Source organism: Winogradskyella sp. (assembly GCF_013213835.1).
Lineage (GTDB): Bacteria > Bacteroidota > Bacteroidia > Flavobacteriales > Flavobacteriaceae > Winogradskyella.
On sequence record NZ_JABSSU010000003.1, the window covers coordinates 17,288 to 36,619 of the forward strand.

Consider the following 19,332-nt stretch of genomic DNA (forward strand, 5'->3'; position numbering starts at 1 on the left):
ATTATTGTATAATTAATCGTTTAGACAATTCTCTATTAATATCTTCTAGCTTGATAAAGTAAAACCCTGGCTGTAAACCACTAATGTTCATTCTTGTCGTAGATGTAATATTCAGACTCTCATTAGAAATACGTTTATATTGAATTAACTTTCCTGTCATATCGTAAAGATAAACTCTACTTAATTCTACACTACCTGACAACTTTACATCAACATATTCAGAAGCAGGATTAGGAAAAACATCAAATGAAAAGTCCAATGTCTCACCAGGTATTACAGGATCCTCAACTTCAGTTTCACAGTCTGTGTCAACTGTTACGATAACACTATCTTCGTCAAAATCTAATGCATTAAAAACAGTAACAGTATATTCTGTCGTTTCAGATGGAGAAACAAAAATAGTTTGAGAAGTTTCACCGGTACTCCATACATATTCATCACCACCGCTAGCAGTTAATTGAACTGTCTCACCTTCACAAATTTCAACATCTTCACCTGCATCAGCCACCACTTCAGGAATGACGTTAACTGTAACTTGTTTATCATCATAACAATCTCCAACAAAACCTCTAACTTCGTAAGTTGTAGTTATAGATGGACTAACAGCAATATTTGGTTGGGTCGCACCACTATTCCAAAGATAAGTATTAGCTCCACTAGCTGATAATGTTACAAAATCTCCATCCATTATATTAACACTTTCACCATTTAATACGACAACTTCAGGATTAGGATTTACAAAAACGGTAACTTCGTCGGTATCTTCTTGAATACCCTGCGTTATTGTTACACTATAGGTAGTTGTCGATACTGGATTTACTGTAATAGATTGTGATGTTTCACCAGTACTCCATAGATAACTATCACCATTGTTGGCCGTAAGGACAATATTGGTATTATAACCTTCACAAACATCTTCGTCAACACCAGCATTAGCCACAAAAACGTCTTCAACTATTATAGTTACTTCGGACTCGCTTGAACATCCGTTAATTGTTCCTGTCACAATATATGTAGTAGTTTCTGATGGATTTACTGTAATTGAATTTCCGGTCATACCATTACTCCAAGTATAAGTATTTGCTCCCTCTGCGGTTAATGTTGCACTATTTCCTTCTACTATAGTAAAATCATCGGTAACTGTTATAATTGGTAACTCATTAACTGTCACTACAACAGAATCAGTGTCTGTATAGCCATATGCATCTTCAACGGTAACACTATACGTAGTTGTTATTGTTGGGTTAACAGTAATACTCGAAGTAGTTTCACCAGTATCCCAAAGATAAGTTCCACCTCCACTTGCTGTGAGCGTAATACTTTCGCCATTACAAATTGAAATATCGTCACCAGCATCGGCTATTACTTCTGGAATGATAATGACAGTAACTTGCTCTATGTCTACACAACCACCAGGGGCAGTCGATACAACCGTATAGGTGGTTGTTACCTCTGGTGAAACCTGAATCGATGCTGTCGACTCCCCATTACTCCACAAATAGTTATCACCACCAGTAGCAATTAACGTAGCGGTTTGACCTAAAAGTATAGCAACATCATCAGATACCGAAATATCTGGAGTTTCATTTACTGTAACGGTAACACTATCTGAATCTGAATTACCATAAGCATCTTGAGCTGCAACAGTATATGTTGTTGTTACAAATGGGTTCACTTCAATACTCGAGGTGGTATCACCTGTACTCCATAGATATGTTTCTCCGCCTGAAGCAGTTAAGGTAACTGTTTCTCCTGCACAAACTGTAGTATCTAATCCTGCATCTGCAATTACTTCTGGCACAACTGTAACTGTTATATTTAAGTCTGTGACACATCCATTAATTGAAGTCGAAGATACTGAATAAGTTGTTGTTTCATTTGGCGTTACGGTTATAAAAGGTGTTGTTTCACCTGTACTCCATAGATAATTATCACCACCGTTAACACCTAAAGTTGTTGAATCACCTACAATGATTACTATATCACCGCTAGAAGTAATATCTGGTGATTCATTTACAAAAACAGTAACTTCATCCAAACTAGAGCAATTTCCAGTGAAAACCTCTACTGTATATGTAGTAACCGAACTCGGTATTACTTCTATATTTGCAGTTGTTTCACCTGTATTCCATAAATAAGTATCACCACCACTAGCTGTTAAAGTAACGGTTTCGCCTTCACATATTGTTTGATCTTCTCCTGCATTAGCTATAGGCACAGGGTTTACAATTACTGTTACACTTGCCTGATCTGATTCTCCATTATCATTAGACACGGTTACAGTATATGTTGTAGTTGTATTAGGTGACACATCAATTGATGCAGTAGTTTCACCATTATCCCATAAATAGTATGTACCACCAGAAGCAGTTAGATTAATAGTTTGGCCTACACAAATTTCTTGGTCTTCACCTGCGCTTGCAACAAGCGCTTCAGCCAAAACCGTTATGACTGCCGAATCTGTAAAACCACCATCGTTAGATGTAAATGTTATTGTTACAACACCTTCCGAAACAGGATTCACAATACCATTTTCATCTACTGTAGCAATTGATTCATCACTACTGGTCCATATTCCCGTTTGGTTAGTTGCATCACTGGGTGTGAAAATTACATCTAAATCTATAGTTTCAGGAATTTGAATTTGACCTGCTTGAGGTGTCACTTCTACTCCAGTGACGTTAATTTCAGGAATACTATTTACATAATCCACTTGATTTAGATATTCCTCCAACCAAGTATATCCGCTTGGTGCAATATCATTATGATCTTGTCCAGCGGGTACATTAGTTTGAAACCAAACTTCAGGGATGTGCGGGTTTGAAATATAAAAATTACCAGATCTAGTATTTTCAGGGATAACAGCATAAGGGATTGAACTTCTGTCTGGATAGAAATTTCCAGCGGTTATATAGTCTGGTCTAGGTACAAATGAATCATTTATAATCTGATCTAAACTATTTACATCATTGGTGTCTCTGTATATATTTATCGTACCATCTGCATTTAAAGTTCTATATGCACCCACATCTCCATTTACTACTAAATTAGTATATGTTTCGTTAGCAGTTTTAATAGTAAAAGCCTCACCAACTAGAGCAAACTGAGTATTTGAAAAATATTGACTTGCTACAGGCGCATTAATAGTAAATTCTCCCGAAGAACCGTAAAAATAAGTCCACATATCACTATCATCAGTTAGAGGTGTTTCTCTTTGACCTGTAATAATATTACCAGAAGTGTGAACTAATGGGGAATCTCCTGTTTGCAGTTGCATTTTATGTAACTGAGAAATAACACCATCACCATACCATTCAGGCAATCTCAAACCACCATAAGATGGTTTGTAATAATTATTTATTACATTATGGTTTCCAGACTGAACAGTTCTCACCAATCTATTATTAAAGTTGTAGGCTACATTATTTATTACATCTGTCCTACCATTACCTTGAATATTTGGAAACCTATGTGAGATGTTACTAAAAACATTATTAATAAACGTATAATTACCTAGATCTGGTCCTGGAAATGATTCTCCCCTAGTGTCTATTCCAACAATTACTCCCGTTTTACTATCTTGAAGAAAGCAATTTTGAATTGTTACATTACCAGATTCACCTTGAGAGGTTGCCATGTCAAATGCTTCATCTTGTCCATGACTAAAAGTACAATGATCAAAAATAACATTACTACAACCAAAGAACCATCCACCATCACCATTATTATATGTGAGAGAGTTTCTAAATCTCACATATCTAACAATTATATTGTCTACATCCCAAAATTGAAACCATGACACTTTTAATGTAATACCACCATTTGGTGCTGTTTGACCAGCTATTGTGAGATTATCATATTGACTTCCTTGCAACAGCACAGACCATTCTGTTTCTTGTGTTGCATCAATCTCACCACTTACATCAAAAACTATTGTTCTGGTACCAGGAGTAGTAAGTGCATCTCTAAGTCCTCCAGATGCATCCCAATCTAACGTTGTGACATGGATAACTTGTCCTCCCCTTCCACCTGATGTGTAGGCGCCTGCACCTTTTGCAGTAGGAAAGGCTAATTGTTGCGAATAGATATTCGTACAGAGAGATAATAATAATATAATAGCACCTAATGGCGCTAAAGTAGGCTTAAGGGTTAACATGGTTAAGTCTTACTAATAGATTTGGAATATCAATATTAAGAAAAAATAGGTTAAAGAGCTAATAAAATCGTTTATCGGTTTATATTTGTTTAAATATTCGACGTAATGTTTTTTGATGTAAGAAAATAATGTCATAGCAAATTTAAAATTTTTTAAATATACGACTGTCATTGAATTTTGGATTTCAAAAAAACTCGTTATTTATCAACAAATAATTGTTGAAAAGCATAATACCATAGAAAAGACCTTAAATAGATAATAAATATTTAAAAAATAATTATAAGAATATTCTTTCGGAATTAATAAAAAAAAGCAGTTACAGTGGGTTTAGACAGTATTTGAAGAAAAATTAATTTTTGAAAGTGAATCGTGCATAAAATATAATTTTAAATAAGAATAATTAATAATTTAAGCATAATATTGCAATGCTTTAAAATATTTAAGGCGCGTAAAAATGATAAAGTCCTACACTAAAATACTTGCTAATAAACTTAATGAAGCACTAAGAAATCCAGTGTTGAAAAGTATGTTGATTGTTGGTGCTATTACTTTCTTAGTAAAAGCTTTAGCATTTTTTAAGGAAACAATTGTAGCTGGTAAGTTTGGACTAAATGAAGTTATAGATACTTTTATAATTGCTGCTCTAATTCCAACCTTTGTCAATAGTGTATTTATAAGTTCTGTTACAAATTTATTTATACCTAATTACATTGTAGAATTAAAGAATAAAGGAAATAAATCCAGTTTTCAGAGTATTGTCTTTATAATTGTTATACTCATTTCTTTAGTCTCATCAGTATTTATACTATTGTCCATAGATTACATTTTAGACATAATCTATCCTAATCAACCTCAAGAGAATTATCTATTAGTAAAAAACCAATTATTTATAATATTACCTTGCTTGTTTTTTTGGGGAATAGATGCAGTACTTGCAGGGTTATTAGAAGTAGAAAACCGGTTTTTAGTTTCTACTTCTGCTGGATTATTTCCTTTAATCACCATGATTGTTTTCCTATTTTGTTTCATTGATCAATTTGGTGAAATGGTATTAGCATATGGAACTTTAGCTGGTGCCATTGCCAGTTTTTTATATTTAATGTTCTTTTCTTTTAAATATAAATATGTTGCTATAGGAAAACCTATATTCAATAAGAACTCTAGACAAATGATTAGGCAGTTACCACCTAAAGTATCTTCTGGGTTTTTGTCAGTTATGAATAATTTTGTAGATCAATTTTTTGCTGGTCAACTTGTTGTAGGTTCACTGGCTGCTTTAAATTACGGAAATAGAATACCTGCTTTTTTTGTCGCCATAGTTATTATGTCTTTAGGAAATGTTTTGTTGCCTCATTTTTCTAGACTTGTTAGTGAAGATCTTAAATCCGCATATAATTATCTCTTTAAAGTGCTAAAATGGGTATTTATTTCTGTCTTAATTGTAAGTGTTATTGTAGGTTTCTTTTCTGAGTTTATTATAGAACTGTGGTTAGAAAGAGATCAGTTTACAAGTGACGACACCAATAAAGTCTCATTTATACAACAAATTTTGTTAGTGCATGTGCCTTTCTATTTATGCACATTAATACTTGTAAAATTTCTAACAAGTATTAATAAAAATAACTTTATGGCTTGGATATCTTTAGCCAACTTAATATTGAATATATTGCTAAATATAATTTTGATTAAATACTACGACGTCTTTGGATTAGCTATGAGTACATCATTGGTTTTAATAATTAGTAGTTGCTTCTATTTTGGTTACACATATAGACAATATAAAAAATTGAGTAGATGAAATTAGATTTTTTAGTTAATTCTCTTATGTCTGGCGGTGCAGAACGTGTACTGGTTCTTTTGGCCAATTACTTCAACAAAAAAGGACATGAGGTTTCTATCATTACTTTCAATGAACCAGATATCTGGAAACCAGATGAAGGCATAAAAAGAGTAAGGCTTCATGATGGAAAAATTAAAAACCATATGATTAGAAGTCTATTTAATCTTTTTAAATATTACAAAAAGAAAGAAAATAGACCAGATATTTTATTGCCATTTATTATTCATACAAACTTAATAGGAATAATTATAGGTAAACTATATAAAATAAAAACAGTAGCCGCTGAGCACAATAATCATCTTGAAAAAACTGATAAAATAGGCAAGTTTACTAGAAAATATGGTTATAGGTTTGGAAGTGCTTTAACTGTACTAACAAACTTTGATAAACCTTATTATAAGAAAAGAAAAGTAAATGTACACACAATGCCTAATCCTTGTGCATTTGATATCTACAAAGAAGAAAACAGAAATAGAAAAAAGCAAATTATCGCTGTTGGCTCATTAGACAGATACCATCATAAGGGGTTTGATAATTTGATTAAAATTGTATCACCTGTATTAAAAAATCATCCAGATTGGAAGTTACGAATTGTAGGTGGTGGAGAAAAAGGCTTAGATGTATTAAAAGATATAGCAGAGCAAGAAGGGGCTACAGACCATATAGTTTTTGAAGGATTTTCAAGTAAGGTCTCTGCAATTATGAGAGCGTCAGAAATTTTTATCATGACTTCTAGATTTGAAGGCTTACCTATGGTTTTAATAGAAGCAATGTCGCAAGGTATGGCTTGTATCTCTTACGATTGTATCTCAGGACCTTCAGACATAATAACTCACAATGTAAACGGTATTTTGGTAGAAAATCAAGATTCTGAAAAGATGAAAATTGCATTAGAAGAATTAATAAAGAATCCAGAGCAAAGAATAAAATTTGCGAAAGAAAGTATTAATTCGTTAGATAAATTTAATATTGAAGAAATTTACAATAAGTTTATAAACTTGTTTAAGTCGTTATAATACATGAATAAAAGATTGCTTATACATCTTTGTTTGTTAATACCTTTATTCTTTACAGTTTTAAACCTTCAGGTTTTAATATCTATTTTTATTAATGATACCATAGCTCAAGTTATAGCATACATGAACTTAGGTCTTATTTTAGCAGGAATAGGACTAATAATTAATATTAAAGGTGAATTATCAAAAACCGCTAGACTTTGGATAATTTTTTATACACTTTATTTTGTAATTGCTATTGCAGCAGGAGTGTTTCACAGAAATAGTTCTAGTGTTGTAGCTAGCATGATACCTCTATTCTATACCGTAGGTTTTTTTTATTACCTAAGTATTCTAGAAAATACAAAGATATTTGTTAGAGTTCTTATGATTTCTCTTTTTATCTCGTGTGTATTATGTATTTATTTTGATAGTATAAATTTTGATTTAGACAGAGGAGGCGTTCATATATATACAGTAGACAGAGCTCAAGGAGTGTATGGTGATGCCAATAATATGGCATTGGTTTGTAACCTAACATTCTTGTTTTTCTATAAATTTTTCAACCTAAAAAATAAATTCTTCAAAGTTTTGCGACTAGCAGTATTAGCTACTATTGCGCTTAGTTTGTTTAAAACATTCTCAACTACCGGACTTTCAGTTTTTATACTATGTCTAGTAATGCTTAACTATAAGTTTTTTACTGGTATAAGACTTATTCTAGGGTTAATCCTAATACCAATATTTTATGTGTTCTTGTTGAATTTAAATACTATTACAGCAGACATGAATTTAGTCGGTCAACAAAGAGATAAGGTTAATAATTTAGTTAATGTATTATCCTTTAATTTTGATAAAGTCGATGATTCAGGACGAGGAGATTTAGCTGCTGAAACACTACATTATATTTACAAGAATCCATTTTTCGGAAATGGTGTTGACTTCGGTGCATTACACGAAGTACATAATACCTATTTAGGTATTTGGGCAGATGCAGGAATATTTGTATTTATGTTTTTTATTATCATGCTGATTATGAATTTTTTAAGAGGATTTACCTGTATTGAAGAATATAAGTACTTTATTTGGGCTGTTTTAATTTCAATGAGTGTTTTTATGCTAAGCCTGCACAGTGTTATAAATCAGCCATATCTTATGGCAATATTTATATACATCGCTTATCAGATAGATAGCAGAAAACCGAAAATCGAATAAATTTCATGATTAATGAAAATTAACGCAGATAAAAGTATATAACTGTAATTTGCAGATAGTTTTTGATTATAAAATATAGATGCAACATATTTACACTACGATATCATAACATTAGATAACCATACTAAATCAACCTTAAATGCTATTTAATTCGTTAGAATTTTTCATTTTTCTTCCAGTTGTTTTTGTTTTATTTTGGTTCTTATTTAAGAAAAAACTTAAACTTCAAAATCTACTAATAGTTGTTGCTAGCTATGTTTTTTATGGTTGGTGGGATTGGCGTTTTTTATCTCTGATAGTGTTTAGTTCTTTTGTAGACTATACCATTGGTGTTTTACTTAAAAATGAAGAAGAAGAACGTAAACGTAAAATTTTATTATGGACAAGTATTTGTGTTAATATTGGTTTTTTAGGATTCTTTAAATACTATAATTTCTTTGTAGAGAGCTTTATAGATACATTTTCTCTTATAGGTGTAGAATTACATTCAAGTACACTAAATATTATACTACCAGTCGGTATCAGCTTCTACACATTTCAAACTTTGAGCTATACCATAGATGTCTACAATAAAAAATTAGAGCCTACTAAAGATATTATTGCGTTTTTTGCGTTTGTAAGCTTCTTTCCACAGTTGGTTGCTGGGCCAATAGAGCGTGCTACTAACCTACTTCCACAATTTTATAAAACACGAAAGTTTGCATACGAAAATGCAGTAGACGGATTTCGACAAGTATTATGGGGTTTTTTTAAGAAAGTTGTTATTGCAGATAATTGCGCTAAATATGCAAATCAAATTTTTAATGGTACGGAAGAATACTCTGGTAGCACTTTATTAATTGGTGCATTTTTCTTTGCATTTCAAATTTATGGAGACTTTTCTGGATATTCAGATATCGCTATTGGTATATCTCGTTTTTTTGGATTTAACCTTAAGCAAAACTTTGCTTTTCCATATTTCTCTAGAGATATTGCAGAGTTTTGGAGAAGATGGCATATGTCACTTTCCACATGGTTTAGAGACTATATTTACATTCCACTTGGAGGAAGTCGTGGTAGCTTAAGCCTAAAAATTAGAAATGTCTTTGTAATCTTTTTAGTTAGTGGTTTTTGGCATGGTGCTAATTGGACATTTATAGTTTGGGGCGCACTTAATGCTTTGTATTTTTTACCATTATTGCTTGCAAAGAAAAATAGAGTGAATACAGATTTGGTGGCTGAAGGTAAATACTTTCCAAAATTAAAAGAGTTATGGCAAATGTCATTTACATTTTTTATTACACTACTAGCTTGGGTGTTTTTTAGAGCAGATTCAGTAGCGCATGCGTTTAAATATCTTAAAGGTATATTTGACAGTTCGTTATTTTCTTTGCCAGAAGTATTACCATATACTGTTTTAGCTTTAGTAGCGCTTTTTGTCAGTGTTGAATGGCTAGGAAGACACGGACAATATGCTATAGAACGTATAGATTTTATTAAAAAACCTCTTAGATGGTCATTTTATCTTGTATTAATTATGCTTATGTTTTTATTCACAGGTGAAGACCAAGTATTCATATACTTTCAGTTTTAGTAGAAATGAAGAAATTCTTAAAAAAAATTATTATTGGATTATTAGTTTTTATAGCTGTTAACGCAATAATTATGGGTGTTTATGAATATCCATCATATAAAGCTATTCAAAATAAAACCCATAGAAACTATCTAAAATGGGACGCAATTCATAGTCCATCAAACTCGTTTGATATGATTATTATTGGTACAAGTAGATGTTATGCAGCTTTTAATCCTGTAGTTTTTGATTCTATATTGGATACAAACTCATACAACATGAGTACTTCTGCGCAAGATATTGCAGAAACGTATTATGCTTTAGAAGAAATCTATCAGCACCAAAAACCCAAATATATAGTACTCGATCTATTTTTTGAAACTGCAGACGAGAGTTATGATTACTATCAAATTTTTTCAAATTCATCTTTTTTTAAATCTAATAAACGAAAGTTCAGCTTAATATCTGACGGTTACGGATCATCAGGTTTTCTCAATTATGCAATACCATTGGTAAGATTTAAGAATTACATAAAGCAAGATGTTTCTAAACTCTTTAGTCGTAAAGAATCTTTAAGGGTTGAAGACAATTGGATAAAAGGACATCTGCATGACACACTCATCGTAAGCGATTCTGAAATATCTGCTTTTGGTCCAATATCTAATTTTGAAAACACCTCATTTAGTAAAGAACGTTTTGATAAATACTTTAATAAAATTAATGCTTTAGTTAAGAAAAACAATGCCAAATTAATTTGTTTAAGAGCACCTTATCCACCAACACGATTAAGTTTAAAGGATACTGATGATGAAGGCACTTATTTTAAAGAGTATACATCAAAAGCTCAAATTCCATTTTTTGACATAAACGCAAAAGAGAATTATGACGAGTTCTATGAGGATAAGGACTTTGCAGATTATCATCATGCTAATTATAAAGGTGCAAGAAAAGCATCACTAGAAGCAGCAAAATTCATAAAGCAAATTATTTACTAAATCATTATAAATAAGACAGATATGTAAAAATTTATCTACAGAGATTCATTAATTTTTATATTTATTCTTTAAAAATTTTGCAGATAGAAGTGTTTTAAGGTTTTTTGTAGAATAATTTTGAATATTGAATTAAGTTGAAACATCTTTATCATGAAATAAGAAACTACTAGTAAGTAGCCCCAAACCAATCCTCCAAAAATGCTATTTAATTCTATTGAATTTTTCATCTTCCTACCAATAGTCTTTGCACTATACTGGTTAATTGGTAGTAAACACATCAAAAGTCAAAACATATTGATTGCGATTTCAAGCTATGTGTTTTACGGTTGGTGGGATTGGAGATTTTTATTCTTAATCTTATTTAGTTCAATAGTAGATTACTCTATAGGTTTATTATTAAAAAAGAACTCAAAACCCACAAAGAGAAAGATGTTACTATGGATAAGCATCTGTATAAATCTAGGATTCCTAGGCTTTTTTAAATATTTCAATTTCTTTGTTGATAGTTTAGTAGATTCATTTACATTTTTCGGAAAAAGCCTAGAGATTAACACATTAAATATTATTCTACCTGTAGGTATTAGTTTTTACACTTTTCAAACTCTAAGTTATACTATTGATGTGTATAAAAATAAACTAGAACCAACGAGAGACTTTGTTGGGTTTATGGCGTTTGTTAGCTTTTTCCCACAATTAGTTGCTGGTCCTATAGAACGTGCCACTAACCTGCTTCCTCAATTTAACCTAGAACGAAAATTCACATATTCATTAGCTATAGATGGATTAAGACAAATGCTTTGGGGACTATTTAAAAAAATAGTAATTGCAGATAATTGTGCTAAATATGCCAATATCATCTTTAATAATTACGAAGACTATTCTGGTAGTACATTATTACTAGGTGCTTTCTTCTTTGCTTTTCAAATTTATGGTGATTTCTCAGGTTATTCAGATATAGCCATTGGTGTATCACGATTATTTGGGTTTAACTTAAAAAGAAATTTTGCCTTTCCGTATTTCTCGAGAGATATTGCCGAGTTTTGGAGAAGATGGCATATTTCGTTATCTACTTGGTTTAGAGATTACTTATACATTCCTTTAGGTGGTAGTAAAGGCGGAACACAAATGCGAATAAGAAATACCTTTATCATATTTGTAGTTAGCGGCTTTTGGCATGGTGCAAATTGGACGTTTATAGTTTGGGGAGCTTTAAATGCAATCTATTTTCTACCTCTACTTTTAATGAAGAAGAATAGGGTTAACACCAATCAGGTTGCAGAAGGAAGATATCTTCCAAACTTTAAAGAGCTATACCAAATGTTGTTTACATTTTTCATCACATTAATTGCTTGGGTATTTTTTAGAGCAGACAACGTATCTCATGCAATATCATATCTAGGAAACATGTTTTCGTCGTCATTTATAAATAAGTTAGATGTTTTTCCATCTACTATATTATTATTGGTATTCTCCTTTTTAGTTATAGAATGGCTTGGAAGAAGTGGTGAATATGCTATTGAAAAAGTAGATGGTATAAAGAAGCCTATACGTTGGGGATTTTATATGCTGCTAATTATATTAATGTTTGCTTTTACAGGCGAACAACAAGAGTTTATCTATTTTCAATTTTAAGGGAAAATGAAAAAGTTTACAAAAAATATTATTTTATTTTTTCTATTAATGCTAGTAACTGGTGAACTTACCGTAAGGTTTACTCATGCGGTTTCGGACATTCCACAACGTACAATAGATGAATTTGGGATTCAAAAATACAAACCTAATCAAAGAGGTTATTGGAAAGGGGGAGATCATACTTGGGTTGTAAATGAATTTGGTTGGCCAGGCATTTTACCAAAAAGTTATGATAACCTTGTTATGGTAATTGGAGATTCTTTCATAGAAAACTTTATGAATTCAAATGAATGTCATCAATCTGAATACTTAAAAAACATGTTGCCTGAATATAATTTTATGGAAACAGGTCGTTCTGGGATTTCGCTAATTGAAGCTATGGAAATTAGCAAACAATTAGATACTTTAAAACCTAAACAACATCTCATATATGTAAATGACCATGATTTTTATGAAAGTATAGTTGAAGTAAAGCCTATGGCTGACATTACACAACTGAGCTTAAAAGATAGTATGATTGTGTACGGCGAAATGAAAGCACCTGAATTAAAAAAAGTGCTTTACAATTGGAAATTGCTGTATTACTTCTATAACAGATTTCCTATTAGTGGCTCTGCTAACGAAGAACTAGAAGCAACACAAAAAGAGACGGAAACTATTCAGAAAACTCAGTATACAAAAGAAATTATAAAGCTTCTTAATTATATAAAAAGCAATTATAAATTAACAGATAAAACCTTAGTTTTTCACCCAAATTCTAACAAAACAATTATTAGTCTTTCAGAAGAAGCTGGTTTTAAAACCATTCTTCTAGATTCTAAAAATGATAAAACTTGGACTTTTGATTATGACTCACATTGGACGTGTTATGGACATGAAAGAGCAGCAGAACAAATTAGTATACAAATACCCTTTTAACTTCGGATAGTAAATTATAAATTAGAAAACATGTGTGGAATTTACGGTAGTACAGTAATTTATTCTGAATCTGAAATTAAAGACAAATTATCTAGAACTTCTTTTAGAGGTCCAGATCAAATGGGTTGGGAAGTTTATGAGCATAACAATCAAACTGTTTCATTTGGTCATAACAGGCTTTCTATAATTGATTTAGACCCAAGATCTAATCAACCTTTCAATTACCAAAATCAAGTAAAAATTGTATTTAATGGTGAGATTTACAATTTTAAAGACATAAAAGATACATTAGACAAAAAAGGACATAGTTTTAGTACCTCTAGTGATACAGAAGTTATTTGTGCTGCATATTTAGAATATGGTGAAGATTGTGTTCATCATTTCAATGGAATGTTTGCTTTTGTTATATATGATGTAGCGAAGAACAAGTTTTTCGGTGCAAGAGATAGATTAGGGCAAAAACCATTTTTTTATTATCATAAAGGAACTGATTTTGAGTTCTCTAGTCAGATTTCATCTATACAATTACATCATAAAAGTCTCAGTATATCTGAGAATGCTATAAGTTCATATCTTACTTGGGGAGCTATTCCAGATCCAATGTCCATATTCAATGAAGTTAAAAAATTACTACCAGGACATAGATTCAGTTTCAAATTAGACTCTGGAGAACTTAATATTGAAAAATACTGGGATATTGATTATAAAGGCACTACTTTATTTACTGGAAGTTATGATGAGGCAAAGTCAGAGCTAAAAAATTTATTGTTAGATGCTGTAAAAGTTAGAATGTTTGCAGATGTTCCTGTTGGCGTGTTTTTATCTGGTGGTGTTGATTCGTCTTTAGTAGCAGCTATGGCAGCAAAGTCTATGGATTCTGATGTAAAAACCTTTTCTGTTAAGTTTAATAGTAAGGGTTTTGACGAAAGTGTGTACGCACAACAGGTTGCAGACCATTTAGGCACGAATCACAATATTATAGAATGCGATTACAATGAAGGTTTAGATTTAATTGAAAACTTTCATCATTATTATGACGAACCATTTGATGATTCTTCAGCAATTCCTTCAATGTTATTAGCAAAGCATACAAAAAAGCAAGTAACAGTCGCAATTTCTGGTGATGCTGGTGATGAAAACTTCTTAGGTTATCATAGATATAACTGGATAAAACAAGGCAGTCAATTCATGAAAATTCCTTATCCATTAAGAGTTTTATTATCTAAGCTTACTAACCTAGCGCCAAACTATAGACTTAAGATTATTGCCAACTTTATGGCTTATAAATCTATTAACGATGTCTATTTAGATTCTAAAATGAATAGATTGTCACATGTTAGAAAAGATAGCTTCAACCCAGAAGATGTATATGATTTAAAATACTTGCTTCATACTAACAAAAATCTGTTAGAAAGAGCGTCAGATTTTGATTTAAAGACGTATTTAAACTGGGATATTAATACAAAGGTAGATAGAGCTACAATGGCATATTCTTTAGAAGCTCGTTCGCCGCTAATGGATTACCGCGTTGTTGAATTTGCAAAATCGTTGCCTACAGAGTTTAAATTCAAAGGGAAAAACCAGAAAAGAATTCTTAAAGATGTATTGTATGACTATGTTCCTAAAGAAATCTTTGACAGACCAAAAGCAGGTTTCTCTATACCTTTTAAAGTTTGGTTTAGAAATGAATTAAAAGATTATGTTTTAGAAGAACTAAATCCTAATAGTTTAAAGGACATTCCTCTTGTTAAAGCCGATTATGTAACTCAAAAAATTAATGAGCACATGAAAGGTAATGCAAATAACTATGGCTTAATATGGAAATTGTTAATCTTAAAGCAATGGCTAAACAATAACAAAGGATATGACATCAAATAAGAAGATAAATATCGTTTTTGCATTGCCAAATTTATTACCCGGAGGTGCTGAACGTGTAATGTCCTTTGTTGCACAAAAGATTGACCCAACAAAATTTAATACTAAATTAGTTATTGTTGGTTTTTCTAAGGACGCATCATACGATATTAAAGGTATTGATGTTGTATTTTTAGAAAAAGCAAGAGTATCAACAGGTGCCTTTTCTTTATTTAAATTCATCCGTAAATCCAAACCAGATATCTTAATAAGTGCTATTGGTCACTTAAACACTGTTACTGCATTATTTTCAATGTTCTTTCCAAAAACTAAGTTTATTGCTAGAGAAGTAAATGTACTTAGTGTTCTTGAGGATTACGAAAATGAAAGAGGACGAAAAACAATCTTAGGCTCTTTAGTAGACAATAGATTTAATTTTTTTGATAAGGTTATTTGTCAATCAAAAGATATGCTAAATGACTTTAACGAAAACTTCAATATCGATAAAAACAAGTTAGTTGTTATAAATAACCCTATCACTGATAATTTTAAAGTTAAAGAAGAACGCGAAGTTAACAAGCCTATTAGGTTTATAACTGTTGCTAGGTTAGATGGTGAAAAGGGGCACAATAGACTCTTAGAAGCTTTGGCAAAAGTAGATTTTGACTTCCACTACACTATAATTGGAAAAGGATCTTTGCGTGACGAGATTTTTTCACAAATAGACAAATACAATTTAAAGGATAAAATATCCCATATTCCTTTTACTAAAGAGATTGGTAAATATTTATCAGAAAGTGATTTGTACCTACAAGGCTCATATACCGAAGGTTTTCCAAACTCAATTATAGAAAGTTGTATGGTTGGCACACCTGTTTTAGCTTTCGATGCACCTGGCGGAATTAACGAAATTATTTATCCGGACGTTAATGGAAAAATAGTTAGCAATGTTGATGAGTTTATTTTAGAGCTTAACAACACAAATCTTAATTATAGTTTTAAACCTAAAGATGTAAGTAAATCTGTAAGTGAAAGATACAGTAGCGTAATTATCATTAAGAAATACGAAGATTTATTCACTCAAGTGTACAACGACAAATGAGATTAGGTGTTTTAATATATTCATTGGCAGGTGGCGGCGCAGAACGTGTTGTATCGTATTTGGTAACATTTTGCCATAATAACAAAATAGATGTGCATCTTATTTTGATGAACACCAATAAAAAGTACAAAATACCTGAAGGTCTTAATGTGCATTATATAGAAAAATCTCAAGACAATGAAAGCGGTATACTAAAAGCTCTAAAAATACCATTACTAGCTTTTAAATATGCTAAATTGGTGAAGAAACTACAACTTACACATAGCTTAAGTTTTCTTACTAGACCATGTTTTATTAATATTTTATCTAGAAAGTTTACGTCTCATAAGTTTAAGCTTATAACAAACGAACGTGCTTTTCCTAGCCTTCAATACAGTTACAAAGGACTACAATCTAAATTCAATAAAAAAATGATAAAAACGCTTTATAAAAAGGCGGATTTACTCATTTCTAATTCGCATGGAAATGCTCAGGATCTTATTGATAATTTTGAAGTTTCGTCGGATAAAATGAAGGTAATTCATAATCCAATAGACCTAGATAAAATTAAGAATATCGAACCTGAAAATGGTTTTTTTGATGATTCAAAATTCAATATTGTTACAGTTGGAAGATTAGATGTTGGTAAAAACCACAAAATGCTTATTGAAGCTGTTGGTAAATTAGAGAATTCAAGCACTAGACTTTATATATTTGGTGAAGGAAATATCAGAACCGAACTTGAAGAGACTATAGGTACTTTAAACTTAAAGGATCAAGTATTTTTAATGGGCTTTGATGCCAATCCGTATAGATATCTTAAATGTGCAGACCTATTTGTTTTTGGATCTAATCACGAAGGTTTCCCTAATGTGCTTTTAGAAGCAATAGCTTGCCAATTACCTATATTAACTACAAATTGCCAATCTGGACCAAGTGAAATCATGAAACTAGGAGAAGCTAAAGAAGATTTAATGATAACAGATTATGGCATTTTAGTACCAATAAAAAATGCAGATCTTATGGCAAAAGGAATCGCGTATTTTATAAATAACGATAGCTACATAGAAGAATGTAAACAAAACGGAAAAACTAGAATTAAGGATTTTGAAAAAAATTACATTCTAAGTAAGTATATAGAAACTATTAATAGTTGATAATTAAACTCTAGTAACTCATTACACAATGTGCGGAATTAACGGACTAATAGATAAAACCCAAATAAGCGAAGACAAAATGTCTTTCGTATTAAATAATATGAACGATCTCATATTTCATAGAGGTCCAGATGAAGATGGTGTTTTTGCAGAACAAAATGATGAGTTTTCAATAGGAATGGCAATGCGCCGTTTATCTATTATTGATTTATCATCAGGAAAACAACCAATATTCACAGACGATAAACAAATTGTAATTGTTTTTAATGGTGAAATTTATAATTACAGAGAAATAAAATCGAGATTAGAATCTGAAGGTGTAACATTCAATACCACAAGTGACACTGAAGTTATTCTTAAAGCCTACGAAAAATATGGTGTTGAGTCTTTTCAATGGTTAGATGGCATGTATGGTTTTAGCATATATGACAAGAAAAAGAATAAGTTGTTTATAGCACGCGATTTCTTTGGTGAAAAACCAATGTATTACACTCAAAACGACAAACAGTTTTTATGGGCTTCAGAATTAAAATCAATTATTGATACGGTTGATTATAAGCCAAATATCTCAAAAAAAGGATTAAATCTTTATTTTAGATTAACCTACATTCCTGCTCCAAATACCATTTATGAAGGTATTCACAAACTTGAGGCTAATCATTATTTAGAATATGATTTTGAATCATTTCAACACAGCATTCATAAAATCAACCACGAACCAGCACCAAAAACAGCAGAAATTTCTTTTGAAGATGCTAAGGCAAAAACAAAAGAACTGGTTTACAACAGTGTAGATAGCAGATCTATTGCAGATGTTGGCTTAGGAACGTTTTTGTCTGGCGGTGTAGATTCATCAATTGTATCATTGTGTTTATCTCAAGCAACTGACAAAAAAATTGATACATTTTCTATTGGTTTTAAAAAGGCAGCTTACGACGAAACCGATAAATCTAGAGTTGTAGCTAAAATGCTAGATAGTAATCATCATGAGTTTATTATAGATGAAGATGATTTAAAGCATAATATTCATGAAATTTTAGTGAATTTTGATGAGCCGTTTTCAGACACAGCAGCATTGCCTACTCACCTACTTTCAGAAAAAACTAGAGAACATGTAACTGTTGCGCTTACTGGTGATGGTGGCGATGAAGTATTTGGCGGTTACAACAAGTATTACATTGGTAAAATGAACAAAAAGTACACTAGTGTTGTACCTAAATTTCTACATAAAATTGTATCTGGTTTAAGCAATAAATATCTTATTGATAAAGACGATACTCGTGGTAGAAAGTTTCAGGTTAATAAATTACTGAATGCTATTAATTATGAGGGTGATTTTTATTGGGATATTATCTCATTAGCAAACACAAGCAATCAACTTGCTGAAATAATGCAAGACAACTTTTATGATGGTGATTTATTTAATGAATATAAAGAAGTTCTTGGTAAGCAAAAAGTTGAGAGTTTAACTGATTTTAGACTTGTAGATAAGATTTTGAGTCTTGAAGGCGGAATGTTAGCAAAAGTGGACCGAACAAGCATGCTTACGTCTCTTGAATGTAGAGCGCCATTTCTTAACAAGGAAATATGGGAATTTACAAATACACTTCCAGAAAGCTATCTTATGAAAGGCTGGAATAAGAAATATATTTTAAAAGAAGCTTTTAGAGATGAATTCCCAGAGAACTTCTTAGAAAAAGGTAAAAGTGGTTTTGGTTCACCAACAGGAGATTGGTTAAGACAAAGTTTAAGACAAGAATTAGAAAGCTACATAGAACCAGAAATGCTTAAAAAACAAGGCATTTTTAAAGTCGACGTTATCACCAAATTAGTCAAAGACCATTTAGATAGTAAAAAAGATAGCACGTTTAGAGTTTGGTCGTATTACTGTTTCCAAAAATGGTACAAATTTAATTTCTTGAAAGAAAGCTAAAACA

Annotated in this window: 12 protein-coding genes; 11 read left to right on the forward strand and 1 reads right to left on the reverse strand. The window is 31.3% G+C overall.

Annotated features, from left to right (window positions below):
• Position 1: 1 nt before the first annotated feature.
• A complete protein-coding gene (locus tag HRU50_RS02955; RefSeq protein ID WP_296348008.1) occupies positions 2–4,156 on the reverse strand; it encodes an Ig-like domain-containing protein in 4,155 nt (1,384 codons plus the stop codon).
• Between the two features lie 454 nt (positions 4,157–4,610).
• Between HRU50_RS02955 and HRU50_RS02960 the strand changes: the two genes are divergently transcribed.
• The 11 genes from HRU50_RS02960 (at position 4,611) to asnB (HRU50_RS03010) (ending at position 19,328) form a co-directional block, all read left to right on the forward strand.
• A complete protein-coding gene (locus HRU50_RS02960; RefSeq protein WP_296348010.1) occupies positions 4,611–5,954 on the forward strand; it encodes a lipid II flippase MurJ in 1,344 nt (447 codons plus the stop codon).
• Positions 5,951–7,012 carry a glycosyltransferase family 4 protein gene (locus HRU50_RS02965; RefSeq protein WP_296348012.1) on the forward strand — a complete coding sequence of 354 codons (1,062 nt, stop codon included), beginning with the start codon at positions 5,951–5,953 and terminating at the stop codon, positions 7,010–7,012. Before HRU50_RS02960 ends, HRU50_RS02965 begins: the two co-directional genes overlap by 4 nt.
• 3 nt (positions 7,013–7,015) lie before the next feature.
• Positions 7,016–8,206, forward strand: a complete 1,191-nt coding sequence (locus HRU50_RS02970) for an O-antigen ligase family protein (RefSeq protein ID WP_296348014.1) — start codon at positions 7,016–7,018, stop codon at positions 8,204–8,206.
• A gap of 139 nt (positions 8,207–8,345) precedes the next feature.
• Complete coding sequence (locus tag HRU50_RS02975) at positions 8,346–9,779, forward strand: MBOAT family O-acyltransferase (protein WP_296348016.1); 1,434 nt, start codon at positions 8,346–8,348, stop codon at positions 9,777–9,779.
• Positions 9,780–9,784: 5 nt separating this feature from the next.
• Positions 9,785–10,753, forward strand: a complete 969-nt coding sequence (locus tag HRU50_RS02980) for a hypothetical protein (RefSeq protein WP_296348018.1) — start codon at positions 9,785–9,787, stop codon at positions 10,751–10,753.
• A 198-nt stretch (positions 10,754–10,951) separates the two neighbouring features.
• Positions 10,952–12,385, forward strand: coding sequence for an MBOAT family O-acyltransferase (locus HRU50_RS02985; RefSeq protein ID WP_296348020.1), 1,434 nt, complete (start codon positions 10,952–10,954; stop codon positions 12,383–12,385).
• Between the two features lie 6 nt (positions 12,386–12,391).
• Positions 12,392–13,303, forward strand: coding sequence for a hypothetical protein (locus HRU50_RS02990; protein ID WP_296348022.1), 912 nt, complete (start codon positions 12,392–12,394; stop codon positions 13,301–13,303).
• Between the two features lie 30 nt (positions 13,304–13,333).
• A complete protein-coding gene (gene asnB / locus HRU50_RS02995; RefSeq protein WP_296348024.1) occupies positions 13,334–15,181 on the forward strand; it encodes an asparagine synthase (glutamine-hydrolyzing) in 1,848 nt (615 codons plus the stop codon).
• Positions 15,168–16,259, forward strand: coding sequence for a glycosyltransferase (locus tag HRU50_RS03000; protein WP_296348026.1), 1,092 nt, complete (start codon positions 15,168–15,170; stop codon positions 16,257–16,259). Before asnB (HRU50_RS02995) ends, HRU50_RS03000 begins: the two co-directional genes overlap by 14 nt.
• The gene (locus HRU50_RS03005; RefSeq protein ID WP_296348028.1) at positions 16,256–17,395 is read left to right on the forward strand and encodes a glycosyltransferase; all 1,140 of its coding nucleotides are present in this window, start codon (positions 16,256–16,258) and stop codon (positions 17,393–17,395) included. Before HRU50_RS03000 ends, HRU50_RS03005 begins: the two co-directional genes overlap by 4 nt.
• Before the next feature lie 28 nt (positions 17,396–17,423).
• Positions 17,424–19,328: an asparagine synthase (glutamine-hydrolyzing) gene (gene asnB / locus HRU50_RS03010; protein WP_296348030.1), complete on the forward strand. Its 1,905-nt coding sequence runs from the start codon at positions 17,424–17,426 to the stop codon at positions 19,326–19,328.
• The last annotated feature ends 4 nt before the right edge of the window (positions 19,329–19,332 follow it).

What these genes read in the sequence shown, in the direction of transcription:
- HRU50_RS02955 (WP_296348008.1), bottom strand. Translation starts at nt 4,156, where the DNA reads ATGTTAACCCTTAAGCCTACTTTAGCGCCATTAGGTGCTATTATATTA.
- HRU50_RS02960 (WP_296348010.1), top strand. Translation starts at nt 4,611, where the DNA reads ATGATAAAGTCCTACACTAAAATACTTGCTAATAAACTTAATGAAGCA.
- HRU50_RS02965 (WP_296348012.1), top strand. Translation starts at nt 5,951, where the DNA reads ATGAAATTAGATTTTTTAGTTAATTCTCTTATGTCTGGCGGTGCAGAA.
- HRU50_RS02970 (WP_296348014.1), top strand. Translation starts at nt 7,016, where the DNA reads ATGAATAAAAGATTGCTTATACATCTTTGTTTGTTAATACCTTTATTC.
- HRU50_RS02975 (WP_296348016.1), top strand. Translation starts at nt 8,346, where the DNA reads ATGCTATTTAATTCGTTAGAATTTTTCATTTTTCTTCCAGTTGTTTTT.
- HRU50_RS02980 (WP_296348018.1), top strand. Translation starts at nt 9,785, where the DNA reads ATGAAGAAATTCTTAAAAAAAATTATTATTGGATTATTAGTTTTTATA.
- HRU50_RS02985 (WP_296348020.1), top strand. Translation starts at nt 10,952, where the DNA reads ATGCTATTTAATTCTATTGAATTTTTCATCTTCCTACCAATAGTCTTT.
- HRU50_RS02990 (WP_296348022.1), top strand. Translation starts at nt 12,392, where the DNA reads ATGAAAAAGTTTACAAAAAATATTATTTTATTTTTTCTATTAATGCTA.
- asnB (WP_296348024.1), top strand. Translation starts at nt 13,334, where the DNA reads ATGTGTGGAATTTACGGTAGTACAGTAATTTATTCTGAATCTGAAATT.
- HRU50_RS03000 (WP_296348026.1), top strand. Translation starts at nt 15,168, where the DNA reads ATGACATCAAATAAGAAGATAAATATCGTTTTTGCATTGCCAAATTTA.
- HRU50_RS03005 (WP_296348028.1), top strand. Translation starts at nt 16,256, where the DNA reads ATGAGATTAGGTGTTTTAATATATTCATTGGCAGGTGGCGGCGCAGAA.
- asnB (WP_296348030.1), top strand. Translation starts at nt 17,424, where the DNA reads ATGTGCGGAATTAACGGACTAATAGATAAAACCCAAATAAGCGAAGAC.